The organism is Paraburkholderia sp. BL21I4N1 (assembly GCF_002973525.1).
GTDB lineage: Bacteria > Pseudomonadota > Gammaproteobacteria > Burkholderiales > Burkholderiaceae > Paraburkholderia.
Genome location: NZ_PVEN01000012.1, coordinates 90,181 through 106,855, shown reverse-complemented (window position 1 = coordinate 106,855; position 16,675 = coordinate 90,181). Strand labels below are relative to the sequence as shown.

General features: G+C 64.2%; 13 protein-coding genes and 1 pseudogene. 6 read left to right on the top strand and 8 right to left on the bottom strand.

Annotated elements, in window-relative coordinates:
• Positions 1–117: 117 nt before the first annotated feature.
• Genes B0G83_RS26250 through tauA form a run of 3 tightly spaced genes read right to left on the bottom strand, consistent with a single transcriptional unit; the run spans position 118 to position 2,957 of the window.
• Positions 118–1,038: an ABC transporter permease subunit gene (locus tag B0G83_RS26250; protein WP_105510304.1), complete on the bottom strand. Its 921-nt coding sequence runs from the start codon at positions 1,036–1,038 to the stop codon at positions 118–120.
• Positions 1,031–1,846 (bottom strand): taurine ABC transporter ATP-binding protein, encoded by an 816-nt coding sequence (locus B0G83_RS26245; protein ID WP_105510303.1) that lies wholly within the window; start codon positions 1,844–1,846, stop codon positions 1,031–1,033. The genes B0G83_RS26250 and B0G83_RS26245 overlap by 8 nt, the downstream gene beginning before the upstream one ends.
• 46 nt (positions 1,847–1,892) lie before the next feature.
• Positions 1,893–2,957 (bottom strand): taurine ABC transporter substrate-binding protein, encoded by a 1,065-nt coding sequence (gene tauA / locus B0G83_RS26240; protein WP_105510302.1) that lies wholly within the window; start codon positions 2,955–2,957, stop codon positions 1,893–1,895.
• Between the two features lie 184 nt (positions 2,958–3,141).
• Here tauA and B0G83_RS26235 point away from each other — a divergent pair, with 184 nt between their 5' ends.
• Positions 3,142–4,671 carry a PLP-dependent aminotransferase family protein gene (locus B0G83_RS26235; RefSeq protein ID WP_105510301.1) on the top strand — a complete coding sequence of 510 codons (1,530 nt, stop codon included), beginning with the start codon at positions 3,142–3,144 and terminating at the stop codon, positions 4,669–4,671.
• A gap of 42 nt (positions 4,672–4,713) precedes the next feature.
• On the opposite strand, the gene B0G83_RS26230 is transcribed toward B0G83_RS26235, so the two are convergent.
• Together B0G83_RS26230 and B0G83_RS26225 are read right to left on the bottom strand one after the other, a co-directional pair.
• On the bottom strand, positions 4,714–5,466 hold the full coding sequence (locus B0G83_RS26230; RefSeq protein ID WP_105510426.1) for an IclR family transcriptional regulator: 753 nt from the start codon (positions 5,464–5,466) through the stop codon (positions 4,714–4,716).
• Positions 5,467–5,596: 130 nt separating this feature from the next.
• Positions 5,597–6,433, bottom strand: coding sequence for an IclR family transcriptional regulator (locus B0G83_RS26225; protein ID WP_105510300.1), 837 nt, complete (start codon positions 6,431–6,433; stop codon positions 5,597–5,599).
• Positions 6,434–6,652: 219 nt separating this feature from the next.
• Here B0G83_RS26225 and B0G83_RS26220 point away from each other — a divergent pair, with 219 nt between their 5' ends.
• Both B0G83_RS26220 and B0G83_RS26215 read left to right on the top strand, forming a co-directional pair.
• The gene (locus B0G83_RS26220; protein ID WP_105510425.1) at positions 6,653–8,308 is read left to right on the top strand and encodes a GMC family oxidoreductase; all 1,656 of its coding nucleotides are present in this window, start codon (positions 6,653–6,655) and stop codon (positions 8,306–8,308) included.
• Positions 8,309–8,524: 216 nt separating this feature from the next.
• Entirely contained in the window at positions 8,525–9,832 is a 1,308-nt protein-coding gene (locus B0G83_RS26215) for an MFS transporter (RefSeq protein ID WP_105510299.1), read from the top strand.
• 16 nt (positions 9,833–9,848) lie between these two features.
• Here the strand turns inward: B0G83_RS26215 and B0G83_RS26210 are convergent, their stop codons facing one another.
• Entirely contained in the window at positions 9,849–10,613 is a 765-nt protein-coding gene (locus B0G83_RS26210; protein ID WP_105510298.1) for an IclR family transcriptional regulator, read from the bottom strand.
• A 204-nt stretch (positions 10,614–10,817) separates the two neighbouring features.
• Here B0G83_RS26210 and B0G83_RS26205 point away from each other — a divergent pair, with 204 nt between their 5' ends.
• The 3 genes from B0G83_RS26205 to B0G83_RS26195 all read left to right on the top strand — a co-directional run bounded on the left by B0G83_RS26205 (position 10,818) and on the right by B0G83_RS26195 (position 15,411).
• Positions 10,818–12,263, top strand: coding sequence for an aldehyde dehydrogenase family protein (locus B0G83_RS26205; RefSeq protein WP_105510297.1), 1,446 nt, complete (start codon positions 10,818–10,820; stop codon positions 12,261–12,263).
• Between the two features lie 8 nt (positions 12,264–12,271).
• Complete coding sequence (locus tag B0G83_RS26200; RefSeq protein WP_105510424.1) at positions 12,272–13,942, top strand: AMP-binding protein; 1,671 nt, start codon at positions 12,272–12,274, stop codon at positions 13,940–13,942.
• 86 nt (positions 13,943–14,028) lie between these two features.
• Positions 14,029–15,411 (top strand): MFS transporter, encoded by a 1,383-nt coding sequence (locus tag B0G83_RS26195; RefSeq protein ID WP_105510296.1) that lies wholly within the window; start codon positions 14,029–14,031, stop codon positions 15,409–15,411.
• 68 nt (positions 15,412–15,479) lie between these two features.
• Here the strand turns inward: B0G83_RS26195 and B0G83_RS39600 are convergent.
• A pseudogene (locus tag B0G83_RS39600) lies at positions 15,480–15,587 on the bottom strand (NAD(P)-binding domain-containing protein); the annotation flags it as partial.
• Between the two features lie 136 nt (positions 15,588–15,723).
• Complete coding sequence (locus B0G83_RS26185; protein WP_105510295.1) at positions 15,724–16,665, bottom strand: LysR family transcriptional regulator; 942 nt, start codon at positions 16,663–16,665, stop codon at positions 15,724–15,726.
• Positions 16,666–16,675: the final 10 nt, after the last annotated feature.

Sequence of the window (16,675 nt, the reverse complement as noted above, 5' to 3'; positions counted from 1 at the left end):
CGGCGTTTTCGGGGCGTCAATCGAAAATACAATAAGTGGAACGTTTTGTACCAATATGTTCCAGTATGCGATGGGCGACGCGGCGCGGTGCTTCCGCGAGTGCTGCCGCCCATGCCGTCAGACGCGGCCTTTCCACGGCACCAGCACGCGTTCGAGGTAGCGCATCAGCAGGTCGAAGCAGAGCGCGAAGAAGCCGATCACGATGATCCCCATGATGACGACGTCGCTTGCCAGGAACTCCGCGGCGTTGAGCACCATGAAGCCGAGGCCGCTGGTCGACGCGACCATTTCGGCGGCCACCAGCGTGGTCCAGCCGACGCCGATGCCGATCCGCATGCCGGTGAAAATCTCCGGCATCGCCGACTTCAAAATCACGTACAGCACCACTTGCGTGCGCGAGGCGCCCATCGAATAGGCGGCGTGAATCTGTTCGATCGACACCGAGCGCACCCCGGCGCGCGCCGCGATGGCGAGCGGAGCGAAGATGGCGAGATAGATCAGCAGCACTTTCGAAAACTCGCCGATGCCGAACCAGATGATGATGAGCGGCAAATACGCGAGCGGCGGCAGCGGCCGGTAGAACTCGATCGGCGGATCGAAAGCGCCGCGCGCGAAACGCGACACGCCCATCATCACACCGATCGGAATCGCCGTGACGCAGGCCAGCGCGAACGCGCCGAACACGCGCAAGAGGCTCACGCCGGTGTGCTGCGCGAGCGTCGAGTTGGCGAAGCCTTCGGTGGCGACGAAGATGAACTTCGCGTACACGGCCTGCGGCGACGGCAGGAACAGCGGTTTGATCCAGTGCAGATTGGTCGCGGCGAACCAGAGACCGAGAAACGCGGCCACGGTAATCAGACTTGTCACGACACTGCTGCCCTGGCCCGGCACGCCGAAGGTGTCGCCGGGACGGGCGGGTTTCTTCGCCAGCACGCGGGATTTGCGGCCTGGCCGGCGCGGCGGCTCGATCGGCGCGTTGGTGTCCATCGGCGAAACCTCGTGCCGCAGAACGGCTTGTGCGGATTTGGAACTAAACATGCGCCACCCCGGCTTCGGCGGCGTGCAGCTTCTCGTCGCCGTAAATGATGTTGAGGACCTGCTCGCGCATCGCGATGAAATCGGGACTCGATTTGATCGCGCGGGCGTCGCGCGTGTCGAGAAAACGGCGGTTGAAATCCAGTTCGTAGGTGTGCGTGATGCGCCCCGGCCGCGGCGACATCACGACCAGGCGGCTCGCCAGAAACAGCGCTTCCTCCACGCTGTGGGTGATGAAGAAATACATCTTGCCGGTCTTCTGCCAGACGTCGAGCAGCAACTCCTGAATGGTTTCGCGGGTGAGGGCGTCGAGTGCGGCCATCGGCTCGTCCATCAGCAGCATGGCCGGGTCGCAGGTCAGCGCGCGGGCAATCCCCACGCGTTGCTGCATGCCGCCGGAGAGCTGATAGATCATGTGTTTGTGGAAGTCCTGCAGACCCACCAGCGCGAGGTTGCGCACCGCGATCTCACGGCGCTCCGCGCGCGGCACACCTTGCAGCTTGAGGCCGAATTCGGCGTTGTCGATCACGTTGAGCCACGGCAGCAGCGCGTGCTTCTGGAACACCACGCCGCGATCCGCGCCGGGACCGGCAATCGGTTCGCCGCCCAGCAGCAACTCGCCCTGGGTCGGCGCGATGAAGCCGGCCATCAGCGACAGCAGCGTGGTCTTGCCGCAGCCGGATGCGCCCAGCGCCACCACGAAATCGCCCGGGCGAATGGTCAGGTTGATGTCGTCGAGCGCCCGCACGGTCTGGCCGGCGCGACGCCCCGGAAACGTCACGCTGACGTTCCTGATTGTCATGTTTTCCATAGTGCCTCCTGAAACGCGTCGATCTCTGTTGAAGCCCAAGGCGACGTCACTTGAGTTTGGCCGCGGCCTCGGCATACGCCGGGTTCACGAACTTCGAGTAGTCGGGCAGCACGGTGCCGATCTGCTTCTGGCTCTTCAGAAACTCCGACGTATCCTTGAGCGCCAGCGCCGCGCGGCTCGCCGTGCCGCCGCCGAGCCATTGCGCGGAGGCCTGCTCCTGCAGCGTCGGGAACGCATACAGTGCCAGCGATTCCGGCACGTCGGCGGGCGTGCCGCCAATCATCTTCGCGATCGCCGCGGCCTGCGCCGAGGTCGCGTTCCATTGCGCCGGATTGGCGCGGTATTGCTGGTCGGCGTCGGCGATGGCCTTGACGAGTTTCGCCATGAAGTCCTTATGCGCTTCGCCCCATTGGCGGTCAACCGCGATGCCGTCGAAAGTCGGCTTGCCGAGCTTCGACAGATCGCCCGACGTGATCAGCACCTTGCCGCTTTTCTTCAGCTCGGCGAGCGCGGGATTCCACACATAGGCCGCATCGATGTCGCCGCGCTCCCAGGCGGCGACGATCTGGTTCGGCTGCATGTTCAGAATCTTCACGCTGGACGGATCGATGCCCCAGTGCTGCAGCGCGAACATGGTGTGATAGTGGGTCGTGGAGACGAACGGCACGCCGATCGTTTTGCCCTTCAGATCGGCGGGTTTCGTGATGCCGGCGCCGTTTCGCACCACCATCGCCTCGGCCTGGTTGATGTTGTCGAGAATCCAGAACAGTTGCAGGTCGAGGCCCTGGCTAACCGCGGCGGCGAGCGGGCTCGAACCGATCACGCCGACCTTGACGTCGCCGGAAGCGAGCGCGGTCGCCACTTTCGCGCCCGACTCGAATTGCCGCCAGTTGATCTTGTAGCCGGTGGCTTTTTCGATCGAACCGTTCGCGATGCCGACCACCCACGGATCGACGATCTGCTGATAAGCGATCGTGATCTCCTTGTCCTGGTCCTGCGCATGGCTGGGTGTCGCCACGAGGGCGGCCGTGGCGGCGAACAGCAGCGACAGCACGCAGCGCGCCGTCCATTGGAACCAGGGCCTTGATGTCGAGTTTTTATGGCGTTTCATAATAGGTCTCAGAAGGTCTTGCCGATGGAGCAGGGAGATCGTGTGGCCACGACCGGTGCTTGTCCCGATCGCGTTGGACGGGGTGAGTCGAGTATCGTCAGTAAAAAATGGAGCAAGTTAGTGCCAGACGGCGGCGATCGTTGAGTCCACATCCGCCCGGCTCCCTGTCATTTGAGGAGGAAGCATGTCCAGCCGTACCGCGACAGCCCTATGGACGCAGCGTTTTCAGCGTCCGGGCGACTCGACCATGAGCCTGCAAGGGCAGATCCGGCGAATGCTGGTGGCGGCGATTCTGGACGGCCAGTTGCCGCCGCAGACCGCGCTGCCGTCGAGCCGCGAATTGGCCGATCAATTGAGTGTCGCGCGCAATACGGTCGTGCTGGCGTATCAGCAGCTGGTGGAAGAGGGGTATCTGATTTCGCGTGAGCGCAGCGGCCATTTCGTTAATCCGGCAATGCTGGAAGGGCGCCACGGCTTCACGCCGACGCAGACGGTCGCGGCGAATGGGCACGAAGATGCGCACGCGCGGCCCGATTGGGCGCAGCGCGTGCAGCGGCCGCCGTCGGCGCAGCGCAACATCGTCAAGCCGGGCAACTGGCAGAACTACGACTATCCCTTCATCTACGGACAATTCGACCAGACGCTGTTCCCGACCAACGACTGGCGGGAATGCTGCATGAAGGCGCTCTCGGTGATGGAGATCCGTAACTGGGCGCCCGATCTGATCGGCCGCGACGACGACACGCTGATCGAGCAGATCCGCACGCGCGTGCTGCCGCGACGCGGCGTGTTCGCGATGCCGGACGAGATCGTCATCACGATCGGCTGCCAGCAGGCGCTTTATCTGGTCGCGGATCTGCTGGCCCGCGAACGCACCACGGTGGGCTTCGAAAACCCCGGCTATCCGGACGCGCGCAACATCTTCGAGAACCGCAACGCGCGGCTGGTGCCGCTGCCGGTCGACGCGGGCGGCGTGCGTCCCGTCGAGGATGCAGTGCTGTTCGCGCAGTGCGACTACGTGTACGTGACGCCGAGCCACCAGTGCCCGACCACGGCGACCATGCCGATCGACCGCCGCCACGCGCTGCTGGAACTCGCGCAGCAGCACGATTTCGTGCTGATCGAAGACGACTACGAGAGCGAGAACAACTTTTCGGGCACGCCGCATCCGGCGCTAAAGAGTCTGGATACGGCCGATCGTGTGATCTATATCGGCAGTCTGTCGAAGACGTTCGCGCCGGGTTTGCGGCTGGGCTATATCGTCGGACCACGCGAACTGGTGCTGGAATTGCGCGCGCTGCGGCGGCTGATGGTGCGTCACCCGGCGGCCTATATTCAGCGGGCGTTCGCGACGTTTCTGTCGCTCGGTCACCACGATGCGCTGCTGCGCCGGCTGGCGTTTGCGTACCGTGAGCGTGCGCTGGCGCTGATGGCCGCACTCGACGCGTATCTACCCGAGGCCCGCTATCTGCCGGTGACGGGTGGCGCGTCATGCTGGGTGGAAGGGCCGCCGTGGCTCGACGCGGAGCGTCTTGTCGCGGATGCCGAAGCGCACGGCATTCTGATCGAACGGGGCGACGTGTTCTTTATGGATGGGCTGGAGCAGAAACATTGCTTCCGGATGGGCTTCTCGGCGATCAAGCTGGAGAAGATCGACGAAGGCGTCCGTCTGCTGGCCGGGTTAGTGCGTAAGCAGAAGCCCGCGGAAGGGTGAACCGGTGTGCGCCTCACATTGCGCTTTGCGCAACACACCGCGTCAAAAGGTGTTGGCGAGCTCTCTGGCGGCTTCCTGAAGCCGCGGCACAAACTCTAGTGCCCGCGACAACGGCGCCCGCGACACCGGCGCATGCACCGCGATCGCCGCGATGCATGCGCCGTTCTCATCCACCACCGGCGCCGCGACGCACACGATACCGGCCAGAAACTCTTCGTTGTCGATCGCGATGCGCTTGTGCGCGGTGCGGTCGAGTTCCGCCTCGAGCAACTCCGGATCGGTAATCGTGTTCTGCGTGAAGCGTTCGAGCTTCAACGCGCGCACCAGCGCCGAGCGTTGTTCGCGCGGCAGCATGGACAACAGCAGCTTGCCGCTCGCGCTGCAATACGCCGGCACGTGCGAGCCCGGTTTGAGATCGAGGCGCAACGGCCAGGGCGCTTCCATGCGGTCGAGATACAGCACCTCGGTTTCATGCAGCATGGTCAGATTGCAGGTCTCGCCGAGATCGGCCACCAGCCGCGCGAGAATCGCATGACGCAAGCGCCGCGTGCCGGGATGCCTCACCACGCCCAACGCGAGTTGCGCAAGACGCGGTCCGATCACATACGCGTTTTTTTGCCCCGGTTCGCGGATCACCAGGCCGCCGGCCTCAAGCGAAGCGAGCATGCGATGCAGCGACGCCTTGGGCAGCGCGACGTCTTGCGCGATGTCGGCGAGCGACACCGGGCCGTCGGTGTTGACGAGGTGTTCGAGCAGCGCGAAGGCGCGTAGCGTCGGGGTATCCGCTTTGGTCATGCCTGCCGTTCCGGAAAATGGATCGGCCTCATTGTACCGTTCCGTTTCAGGTGGCCCGGCCTTCGCGCGGGCGGTTTGCGCGGCGGCGGCAGCGTCGGTCGGCTCGTATGGATCGCTCGTCGGCAATGCGTCAGCGGTCATGGTTCGCGTGCTCCAGGGAGTTCGTGGCGGACAACAGCGGCGCAAGCTTCAGCGCCGCTTCCTTGAGCCGCGGCACGCACTTCAGCAGATCGTTCAGATTCGCGCGCGCGGTGGGCGCGTGAATCGCCAGTGCCGCCAGCAGATGCGTGCCGCTCGCGTCGCGCACCGGCACCGCGACCGCCACCATGCCGCGCACCAGCTCTTCATTGTCGATCCCGATACCGCGCACCGCGAGCCGGTCGAGTTCCGCTTCCAGCAGGTTCATCTCCGTCAGCGTGTTCTGGGTTTTGCGTTCGAGCGTCAGCCGCGCCAGCATCGCGCGACGTTCGACCGGCGGCATCTGTGCAAGGAACAGTTTGCCGCTGGCGGTGCAATGCAGCGGCACGCGGGTGCCTGGTTGCAGATGCAGGCGCAGCGGCTCGGCGGTCTCCACGCGCTCCAGATACAGCACCGTGTCGCGGTCGAGCGCGGTCAGGTTGCAGGTCTCGCCGAGCGCATCCACCAGCGCGCGCAGCAGCGAACGGCAGGCGCGGCCGAAGGTGTTGTTGGCCAGTGTGGTGAGCGCGAGTTGCGCCGCTTTCGGCCCTAGCGTGATGCCGCGATCCGAGCCGCGCGAGTCGGGCAGATGCGTGACATAGCCCTGCGCTTCGAGCGATTCGATCAGGCGCATTAGCGTGGCTTTGGGAATGTGCAGGCGCAGCGAGAGTTGCGACAGCGAATACGGCTGTCCCGCCGCCGCCAGTTGTTCGAGCACCGCCAATGCGCGCAACGCCCGTGAGTCTTCGGCCAGGGGTTCGCTGCGTGGAGACGGGCAGGGTGCCTGCATAAGCTTCCTTGCTGTCGATCGAGGAGTGCCCGGCGTCCGCAAGCGTGGCGGGGGCGGTCATTGCGAAAACTGAAACAAAAAATCATGTTTCTGTTTCACATGAGCCGATCTTAGCGGGAATTTCTTGAACAAGAAACCGGCTGAACATAAATTTCGACGAAACATACCGGTTTTTATAAAACACCAGCAACTCAGGTTGCTCGGATGGAGACACGTCACATGGCAGATCGATTCGACTTCGTGGTCGTCGGTGCGGGTTCAGCGGGCTGCGTGCTCGCCAACCGGCTTTCCGAAGGCGGCCGCTATTCGGTGTGTTTACTCGAAGCCGGCCCCGCCGATCGCTTCATGTGGATTCATATCCCCATTGGTTATGGCAAGACGATGTTTCACCCGGTCTACAACTGGGGCTTCTATACCGATCCCGATCCGAACATGCACAACCGCCGGCTCTACTGGCCGCGCGGCCGCACGCTCGGCGGCAGCAGTTCGATCAATGGTCTGATCTACGTACGCGGTCAGAAAGACGATTACGACCAGTGGGCGCGGCTCGGCAATCGCGGCTGGAGCTGGAACGAGTGTCTGCCGTACTTCAGGCGGCTGGAGCACAACGAACTCGGCGACGGACCGACGCGCGGTGTCGACGGGCCGTTGTGGGCGTCGACCATCAAGCAGCGGCATGAACTGGTCGACGCGTTTATCGCGGCGTCCAATTCGTTAGGCGTGGCAAGCGTCGACGATTTCAACACGGGCGATCAGGAAGGCGTCGGCTACTACCAGTTGACGACCCGGCGCGGCTTCCGCTGTTCGACAGCGGTGGCTTATTTGAAGCCCGCGCGGCAACGCAAGAACCTGCACGTCGAAACGGACGCGATGGCCTCGAAGATTCTGTTCGAGGGCACCCGGGCCTGTGGCGTGCAGTACCGGCAGCATGGCGAACTGAGGGAAGTGCGCGCGAATCGCGAAGTGATCCTGACGGCCGGCGCGTTGCAGTCGCCGCAATTGCTGCAACTGTCGGGCGTGGGGCCGGCCGCGCTGCTGCGTGAGTTCGGTATTCCGGTAGTGGCCAATCGGGCGGGAGTCGGCGGCAATCTGCAGGACCATCTGCAGATCCGTCTGATCTATGAAGTCAGCAAGCCGATCACGACCAACGATCAACTGCGATCGTGGACGGGCCGCGCAAAAATGGGCCTGCAATGGGCGCTGCTGCGTAGTGGTCCGCTCGCCGTCGGCATCAACCAGGGCGGTATGTTCTGCCGCGCGTTGCCCGAGGAATCGGCGACGCCGGACATTCAGTTTCACTTCTCGACGCTCTCGGCGGACTCGGCGGGCGGCGACGTTCACGCGTTTCCCGGCTGCACGTACTCGGTGTGCCAACTACGTCCCGAATCGCGCGGCGCGGTGCGGATCCGCAGCGCCGATCCGCGTGAAGCGCCGTCGATCCAGCCGAATTATCTCGACACCGACTTCGACCGCCGCACGACGATAGCGGGCGTGCGTTTCGCGCGCCGCGTCGCAGCGGCCCAGCCGATGGCCGGTCTGATGAAGCGTGAAGTCCGCCCCGGCGCGGACGCCCAGACCGACGACGAATTGCTCGAGTTCTGCCGCGAATACGGACAGACAATTTTCCATCCGTCTGGTACAGCGAAGATGGGGACCGCCGGCGATCCGCTCGCGGTGGTCGACGAGCGTTTGCGCGTGTACGGCACGCAAGGTTTGCGCGTGGTCGACTGTTCGATCATGCCGACGCTGGTGTCGGGTAATACGAACGTGCCGATCGTGATGGTGGCGGAAAAAGCGTCGGACATGATTCTCGACGACGCGCGTGGCGTCGATCGCGGCGCGTCGGTGGCGCCCACGGCGAAGGTGGCGGCTTAGCGGTTTGCAGGTGCAGGACGCAGGTGCAACAAAGCAGGTGCAAAGCAACGCGGCCGAAACGTGCCGCGCAATGCAGTCGCGAGGCCGTGGCTTCAAGAACGGCTCGCGGTCTGCCAACAACACCCCCGGAGGAGACAGCTGGGGTTTTCGTCCGGCCGCGTGTGAGCACGAGTGGCGAACCTAAGCGGCTCGGCCGTCCATTGAGGAGCAACTGCTATGGCAATCGATCCCCGTACTATCCGGCGCGTTGCATTCGCCAGCGTGATCGGCGCGACCGTCGAATGGTATGACTTTTTCCTGTACGGCGTAGTCGCCGGCATCGTCTTCAACAAGCTCTATTTCCCCGCCAGCGATCCGCTGGTGTCCACGCTGCTCGCCTATTCGACCTTTGCGGTCGGCTTCGTCACGCGGCCGCTGGGCGGTGTGCTGTTCGGCCACTTCGGCGACAGGATCGGCCGCAAGTCGGCGCTGATCCTGACGCTCATCATCATGGGAATTTCCACGGCCGGCGTCGCGTTCGTGCCGACCTATGCGCAGATCGGTATCTGGGCGCCGATTCTGTTGTTGTCGCTGCGCGTGTTGCAGGGCATCGGTCTGGGTGGCGAATGGGGCGGGGCGGTGCTGATGGCGTACGAATACGCGCCGCCTGAAAAGCGCGGCCTCTACGCGAGCTTGCCGCAGATCGGCTTGTCGATTGGCCTGTGTCTCGCGTCGGGGATGGTCGCGAGCCTGTCGCGTCTGCTGCCCGAGACGGCGTTTCTGGCGTGGGGCTGGCGGATTGCGTTCGCCGCTTCGCTGGGGCTCGTGTTGATCGGCCTGTATATCCGTTCGAAAGTGATGGAAACGCCGGAATTCATCGCGCTCAAACGCGGCGGCCGGGAAGCCAAAATTCCGTTTGTCGACATGATTACCCGTTATCGCAGCGAGGTGATGCTCGGCATGGGCGCACGGTATATCGACGGTGTGTTCTTCAACATCTTTGCGGTGTTTTCGATCGGTTATCTCACGCAGCGTGTCTCGATGAGCCGGACCGATGCGCTGCTCGGCGTGATGATTGCGGCCGCCGTGATGTGCTTCTTCATTCCGCTGTTCGGCAGCCTGTCCGACCGGATCGGCCGCGCAAAGGTGTATTTCTGGGGTTCGCTGATTTGCGGCGTGTCGGTGTTTCCGTCGTTCTGGCTGATCGAAATGCAGCCTGGCAACACGCTGCTGATCTGGACCGCGATCGTGATTCCGTTCGGCATCTTCTACGCGATGGTCTATGGTCCCGAGGCCGCGCTGTTCGCCGAGCTGTTCGACGCCAAAGTCCGCTATACCGGCATCTCGTTCGTGTATCAGTTCTCCGGTATCTTCGCGAGCGGCCTTACGCCGATTATCGCGACGATCCTGATGCGATTGAATGGCGGCAAGCCGTGGACGGTCTGCGCGTATGTGCTGTTCTCGGCGCTGGTGTCGGCATTGTCGGCGCGTGCGATAGAGCGCAGACGGGCGGGTGCGTTCGATTCGGTGGTGCACGCGCGGTGAGCGGCGGAGGCCTCCGTTACGCGCGAAACGTCTTCGCAGTTTCTTCCGCCGCGTAACGCAGATCGGGCACGAAGGCCAGCAGATCGTCGAGCGTGACGCGGCCCACCGGCGCCTGGACCGCAATCGCCGCGCACGCGCGATTGCGGTCCAGCATGACCGGCACGGCGATTGCGATCAGCCCCTGCAGATGCTCCTGATTGTTGATGGCGAGCAGGCGCCGGCGGGTAGTCGTCAACTCTTTGCGCAACGCGTCGCGGTCGGTGATGGTCCGCTCCGAATAGCCGCGTAGCGGCAGCGTTTCAATCACCCGTTCGCGGCGGTCCTTCGGCAGAAAACTCAGCAGTAGTTTGCCGCTCGCCGAACAATGCAGCGGCACGTGCGAGCCGGCTTGCAAATGCATCCGCAGCGGCCATTCGGTTTCGACGCGGTCCACATAGACCACGTCGTTGCCGGACAGCATGGTCAGATTGCAGGTCTCGCCGATCTTCGCCACCAGCTGTTCCAGCAAAACGTGCCGCGCCGCGGCCGGTCCCGCGTGCATCAGCACGTTCACGGCCAGCATGCGCACGCGTGGCGAGCACTCGTACAGACGGTCGCCCGCGCCGCGTGTAACGAGCCACGCGTCCATCAATTGCACGAGGATGCGGTGCACGGTCTGCTTGGGCAGACCGAGTGCGTTGACGAGCTCCGTCATCGACAACGGGCTGCCTGCTTCGGCCAGCGTTTCGAGCACACGAAACGCGCGCACCGCCGCTGCATTCGACTGATTCGACGTCGACATTCCGCTCCCTTGCCTACGTGGCGATAAGTCTGATTCTGCATCGGATTGGTTGGTTTTCGGGACTGTGGAAAGTACCGAATTCCGCACTTTCCGATGCGCGCGAATGCGCTGCGACGCTTAGCGCGGAAAACGGGACTTCGGCCCGCGCGTCGGTGGCTAGATTAGTAGCACTGCAATCGAAACCGCTATCCGGAGCACACCGATATGAACGTCAGGGCCACAGGAGCCGAAGTCGCGGGCGAACGCACGGACGGCGCAGCCGACCGTGCGGTTGCCGCACTCGTGGAGAAAGCGCGCGCGGCGCAGCGTGTTTTCGAAAACGCGGGGCAAGAGGCGCTCGATACCGCGGCCGCCGCGGCCGCGTGGGCGATCATGGAGCCGCAGCGCAACCGCCGGCTCGCCGATCTGTCGGTGCGCGACACCGGCCTCGGCAACGCCGACGACAAGTTTCGCAAGAACTACCGTAAGACGCTGGGCTTGCTGCGCGATCTGCATGGCCAGAAAACCACTGGCGTGATCGCGCGCGACGACGCCAGCGGGATTGTCGAGATCGCTCGCGCGGTGGGCGTGGTAGCGGCGATCACCCCGTCGACCAATCCGGCCGCGACGCCGGTCAACAAGATCGTCAATTCGTTGAAATGCGGCAATGCGGTAATCGTTGCGCCGTCGCCGAAGGGCTATTCCTCTTGCGCGTTGCTGATCGAGTTCATTCATGCGCAGTTCGTCAAGGCGGGGCTCGACCCCGATCTCGTGCAGATGCTGCCCGCGCCGATCAGCAAGGCCGCCACCGCCGCGCTCATGCGGCAGTGCGATCTGGTCGTCGCCACCGGTTCGCAGGCGAATGTGCGGATGGCGTATGCGAGCGGCACGCCCGCGTTCGGCGTGGGTGCGGGCAATGTCGCTTCGATCGTCACTGCGTCCGCGAATCTGCGTGATGCGGCGCAAAAAATTCTGCGCTCGAAGACCTTCGACAACGCAACGAGCTGCTCGTCCGAAAATAGCGTCGTGATCGAAGCGGCCGTTTATCAGCCGATGCTGGCGGAACTGGCCGCCTGTGGCGGTGTACTGCTCGATGCCGCGCAGAAAACCCGCCTGCAGGCGGCGATGTGGGTCAACGGCAAGCTCTCCGAGCATTGCACCGCGAAATCCGCCGAGGTGATTGCGCGCGTGGCCGGTCTCGACGAGATAGCCGAGCGACATCCCGCGTTTCTGATGGTGGAGGAGAGCGGGGCCGGCAGCGACTATCCGTTCTCCGGCGAGAAACTCGCGCCGGTGCTGACCGTTTATCGCGCGGCGAATTTCGCCGCCGCCGCCGACGTTGTGCGCGACATCTACGCCTACATGGGCGCCGGCCATTCGATCGGCCTGCATTCGAGCGATGCCGCGCAAGCGGTGCAACTCGGCGTCAGCTTGCCGGTGGCGCGCGTGATCGTGAATCAGGCGCATTGCCTCGCTACCGGCGGCAACTTCGACAACGGCTTGCCGTTTTCACTGTCGATGGGCTGCGGTACGTGGGGCCGCAACAACTTCTCGGGCAACCTGGGTTTCCGCCACTACCTGAACACGACGCGAGTCGCGTACCCGATCGAGGAGCGCGTGCCGGACCCGGACGACCTGCTCGGCGACTTCTTTGCGAGGTTCGGTCGATGAGCACGCCGATGAGCCCTCCCGCCACGCTCCGCGCACTGATCGACGAGCGTGCCGTGCAATATCCCGACCAGCCTTTTCTGCTGGCCGCCCTCGACGACGATGAAACGGTGGCCCCCGAGCGTCGCGCGACCGTGCTGACGTTCGGCGCATTGCGCGACGATTGCCGCGTGCTGGAGACGCGTTTCAGGGACGCCGGGTTGCGGCCGGGCGACGTGATTTCGGTGTTCATGGGCAACGGCATCCAGACCGCGCGGCTGTTGCTCGCCGCGATGTATAGCGGGCTGGTGGCGAATCCGCTGAATCTGCTGTGTCAGCCGTCGCAGGTGCGCTATATCGTCGGCCATTCCGATACGCGGATGATTTTTGCCGCGCGCGACACGTACGCCACGATCGAAACAGCGCTCGCCGGTCTGCGAGCCGAAGGGCTGACGCGCGAGATCGCGTTGATCGAAACGGAACCGGACGATCCGACGCCGCCGTTGCTGATGCGGTGTGAGCCTGCGTTGGCGGAAAGCGGGGCACACGGGGCGGGCAGGCCGGTGTCGGGTTCCGCTTCAACGCCGCTTGCCCCGCGCGGCGTCCCTCAGCTCGCCACTGAAGAACGCGCCGACCCTTTAAGCGACCCCGCTCCCGGCGACGTCGCGTTGCTCATGTACACGTCGGGCACCACCGGCACACCGAAAGGCGTGCTGCTGAGCCACCGCAATCTGGTTGCGAACGCACGCAACATCACCGCCGAACATCGACTGAATGCCGACGATCGCGTGCTCGCCTCCCTGCCGCTTTATCACATCAACGGTCTGGTGGTGACGCTGCTCGCGCCGCTGTTTCATGGCGGGTCGGCCGTCATGACGCCGCGCTTTTCCGCGCGCACGTTCTGGCGCGACGTCGCGTTGCATGCCTGCACGTGGATCAACGTGGTGCCGACCATCGTCGCCTATCTGCTCAATGCCGACGAAGCCTGCACCTACGATCTGGCCGCGCTGAAGTTTTGCCGCAGCGCCTCGGCGGCGTTGCCGGCCGACCATCATCGCGCGTTCGAGGCACGCTTCGGCATCGGCGTGATCGAAACGATGGGCATGACCGAAACCGCCGCGCCGGTGTTCAGCAACCCGTACGAGATGGAGCGGCGGCGGGTCGGCAGCATCGGTCTGCCTTCCGGGGGCGAAGCGCGCGTGATCGATCGTGAAGGGCGCGACTGCGCCGCCGACGAATGCGGCGAGTTGATTCTGCGCGGCGAACAGGTGATGGGCGGCTACTACAAACGCCCCGAGGAAACCGCCGCCGCGTTCACCGCCGATGGCTGGCTGCGCACCGGCGACCTCGGCTATCGCGACGCGGACGGCTACTTCTACATCAACGGCCGGGCGAAGGAATTGATTATCAAGGGCGGCGAAAACATCGCGCCGCGCGAGATCGACGAAGCCTTGCTGCGCCACCCGGGCGTGCTGGATGCCGCCGCAGTCGGCGTTCCCGATCCGGCGTACGGGCAGGACATCGTCGCCTTCGTGGTGCCGCGTTTAAACGACGGACGCGCCGCGCCCGACCCGGCCGAACTCCGCGAGCACTGCCTGCGCGAACTGGGCCGCTACAAGACGCCGAAGGAATTCCGTTTCGTCGATGAATTGCCGCGTGGACCCTCGGGCAAGGTGCAGCGGCTGAAGCTGGTGCCCACGTGACGTTGGAAACGGCAGCATCGAACGGCGGCTGACAAAAAGCCGCTCTCGACACACAAAAGACAGCAACTACGTTGCATGGAGACAGCATGGAAACGCGCATCCGGCGTATCAAAACACGCCATATCATCCTGGCGGTCATGTGTCTGATGTACTTCATCTCTTACATTGATCGTGTGAATATTGCCGTAGCCGGCCCGTTGATCCGTCATGAGATGGGCCTCACCACGGTTCAGCTCGGCCTCGTGTTCTCGGCCTTCGCGTATCCGTACGCGGCAATGCAGATCGTCGGCGGCTGGCTGGCCGACAAGTTCGGGCCGAAACTCGTGCTGACCGTGCTGTCGCTGATCTGGGGCGTGGCGACGCTCGCCACCGGTTTCGCGGGCAGCGTGACCATGCTGGTGCTGATGCGCTTCGCGCTCGGCGTCGGTGAAGGCGGTGCGTTTCCGACCGCGACCCGCGCCTTCACCTATTGGATGCCGGTTGCCGAGCGCGGCTTCGCGCAAGGCATCACGCACAGTTTCGCGCGTCTGGGCGGCGCCGTGACGCCGCCGCTCGTGCTCGCGGTGGTGGCGACCGGCGGCTGGCGCGACGCGTTCATTCTGCTCGGTATCGCCAGTCTGGCGTGGACGGTGCTCTACCTGTTCGTGTTCACGAACTCGCCGGAGCAGAACCGCCGCATCACGCCCGAGGAAACCACGGAAATCGGCTACCGCGCCGGCGATTGCGATCGCGCGAAACACGCGGCGACGCCGTGGCGCAAACTGATCCGGCGCATGTGGCTCGTGACCTTCGTCGACTTCTGCTACGGCTGGTTGTTGTGGGTGTATCTGACCTGGCTGCCGTCGTACCTGCGCGAATCGCGTGGCTTCGATCTCAAGCAACTGGCACTGTTCACCGCATTACCGCTGCTGGCGGGCGTGATCGGCGATACGCTCGGCGGTGTGGTGTCGGACAAGCTCTTCAAGATCACCGGACGCCTGCGCTTCGCGCGCTGCGCGGTGCTGGTGGTCGGCATGGGCGGATCGCTGGTGTTTCTGGTGCCGATGGTGTCCGCCACGAATCCGCTGACCGCCGTGTGGTTTCTGTCGGCGTCGTTCTTCTTCCTCGAAATCACCAACCCGGTGCTGTGGACCTTGCCGCTCGATATCGCCGGTAAATACGCGGGCACGGCCGGCGGCATGATGAACACTGGCTTCGGCGTGGCAGGCATGATCTCGCCGGTGGTGTTCGGCTATCTGATCGAGAAGACCGGCAGCTACAACGTGCCGTTCACGATCTCGGCGGGGCTGCTCGCGGTGGGTGTGCTGGCCGCGCTGTTCATCGACACCAGCAAGACCGTCGAGGCCGACGAGGAGCGCGAACGCGCAACCGGTGTGCCGCTTGACGGCCTGCCGGCGTTCTTGCACGCGGGGCCGGCGGTGCGGTTAGAGCGCCATCACTTGCGCCGGCCGTTGCGGTGGTGGAAGTGAGAGGCGCGATTATTCGACTGCCTGTTTAAGCGCCCGCCAACGCCAGATCAAACTCGACGTGTCGAAACGGCTGCCGCCCAGCGCGCTCTTGCCGATTCCCCTTTCGCTGCGGTGCGGTTGCAGACGGTCACGTCGAGGCCGGATCTCGCGAGATGGCCGGCCATTGGTTAACCCATCACGCCGTGGCCGAGAAACGCGACGCGGCGTACGACGGGGCGGGAAGGGGGGCGAGGCGGAATGGGTCATGAGGCTCCCTGGCGTGGCTTCGGAAAACGGCATCATGCACGTTAGGACGGCGGCATCGGCTAACACCTACGAAGACATGGCGCGGCGCCGGGAAGATCGGGGCCGAGCTTCGCTGCGTTGTCCCAACGTTTCCTGGAGAAAGGCGATGAACGTCACCAGCTTCGGTGGCAGGTGCGCGTCGGGCAGATGGACCAGATGGATGGGCCAGGTTTGCGCCGGCCAGTCGGGAAACAGACGAACTAGCCGGCCCGCGTCCAGATCTTCTTGCAGCATCACCTGAGGTTGGAAAATGATCCCCAATCCCGCGAGCGCGGCCTCGCGAAGTGCGAGGCCTCCATTGACGTCGAGGCGGCCTCGCACCGGAATGTGCTCGATGCCCTTGCCGTCGGGACGTGGAAAGCACCACTCGCGTTCGGGACCGGTCGCGACCATAAAAGCCAGACAGTTGTGCTGGGCGAGATCCGCCGGTATCTGCGGATGCCCATGGCGCGCCAGATAGCTCGGTGACGCGCAGGCGATGCGCGGCGAGCAGGCCAGCGGCCGTGCGATCAAGCCCGAGTCCGGCAGCACGCCCGCGCGAATGGCGGCGTCGAAGCCGTCTTCCGCGAGGTCGACAAAACGGTCGTTCAATGACAATTCGACCTGCACTTCGGGATAGCGGTCGAGATAACCGGCCAGTGCCGGAACGAGCACACGCGTGCCATAGATAACCGGACAGCTCACTCGCAGCCGGCCACGCGGTTTGCTCTGCATCTCGCGTGCGTCCAGTTCGGCGGAGTCCACCAGCGCGAGGATTTCGAGGCACCGCGCGTGATAACGCTTGCCGAGTTCCGTCAGACTCTGACGTCGCGTGGTGCGGTTCAGCAAGCGGCCTTTGAGGCGCCGCTCCAGTTCGCGAATGTGGTTGCCGACCATGGTCGGCGTCATGCCGCTGCCCTCGGCCGCCGCGGTGAAGCTGCCGTATTCGACCACGCGCGCGAAGACGGTCATGCTGCTGAATCGATCCATTCGCAAGTCC